The organism is Pseudomonas sp. TWR3-1-1, assembly GCF_049896545.1.
Taxonomy (GTDB): domain Bacteria; phylum Pseudomonadota; class Gammaproteobacteria; order Pseudomonadales; family Pseudomonadaceae; genus Aquipseudomonas; species Aquipseudomonas weihenstephanensis.
Genome location: NZ_JAFCUO010000046.1, coordinates 1 through 1,073 on the forward strand (window position 1 = coordinate 1; position 1,073 = coordinate 1,073).

Below are 1,073 nucleotides of genomic sequence, written 5' to 3' on the forward strand. Positions count from 1 at the left end.
GACCCGCGACGTTGCGCTGGCCGAGGCCAAGAAGCGCACCAAAGGCACCCGCAAGAACGTGGAAGCACCGGGCGGCGTTGAGCCAATCCCGCTCGCAGAATGGATGGAGCTGGTCGAGAGGAAGACCGAGCAGATTATGGGGGGGGTACGGTTCGGCAGCTCTCGCCGCTGTTCGATGCCCCACAGTACGCCCAGCAGTTCATTGCGCTGGCCCGCAAGACCATTCAATGCCGGGATCTGCGAATCAGGGCAAGGCGCGTAATGACTGATGCGGACAACAAGCCAATTATCAACCCAAAGACCAAAGCGCCAAAAGTTGGGTTCTGTGAGTGGCAGCCAGAAAGCAAATCCAGAGTGGCCTGAGTTCATCCTCAATTAAACAGTGAGATACCCAATGAAACCCGAAATGATCACCCTCAAGCACGGCGACACCACGATCAAGATGCCCGCTGCCTCTCTGGCAAAGCTGGCCGTGGCCAGTGTTTTCGCCCAGGTGCTGCCTCCAGCCGCCAATGTGCAGCCTGCAACCCTTCATCCAATCCCGGAGCTTGGGGCTGTCTGGCCCGGGCAAGGCGGCTTTAACGGCGGACTGGTTGCAGCGGGCGGCGAAGTACCAGCGCACTACTTGATCATCGCCGCCCAAGACGCTGGCTCGCACGAATGGGGCGGCCGTGGGCGTGAGTCGCAAGCCAACAGCAAGCGTGATGGCTTTGCCAATACCGTGATCCTGATGGAAGACGACCACCCCGCCGCCAATAAAGCCACAGCCTACACCGCAGACGGGCACGACAACTTCTACCTGCCAGCCGCCGCCGAGCTATACCACTGCTGGCTGAGCGTGCCAGACCTGTTCGCCAAAGACACCTGGTACTGGTCGAGCACGCAGCGCTCCGCCAACAACGCTTTCAACATGTACTTCGATGGTGGCAGTCAGTACGGCAGCTGCAAGGGCATCGAGCTCCGTGTCCGCCCCGTCCGCAGATTGTTTATTTAATCCTTTGATCATTCGTTCTTGACCGGCTACCGGGCGCATAGGCGCCTTTTTTGTTGCCTGAAAAAAGAGGAAACACCAT

The 1,073-nt window shown here is 59.0% G+C and carries 2 protein-coding genes; both read left to right on the forward strand.

Going from position 1 to position 1,073, the window contains the following annotated elements; genetic code table 11:
- Positions 1-262: hypothetical protein (locus ACP7A4_RS23115; protein ID WP_426248518.1), on the forward strand; the 262-nt coding region annotated here is incomplete at its 5' end.
- Positions 263-394: 132 nt separating this feature from the next.
- A complete protein-coding gene (locus ACP7A4_RS23120) occupies positions 395-994 on the forward strand; it encodes a DUF1566 domain-containing protein (protein ID WP_426248519.1) in 600 nt (199 codons plus the stop codon).
- The last annotated feature ends 79 nt before the right edge of the window (positions 995-1,073 follow it).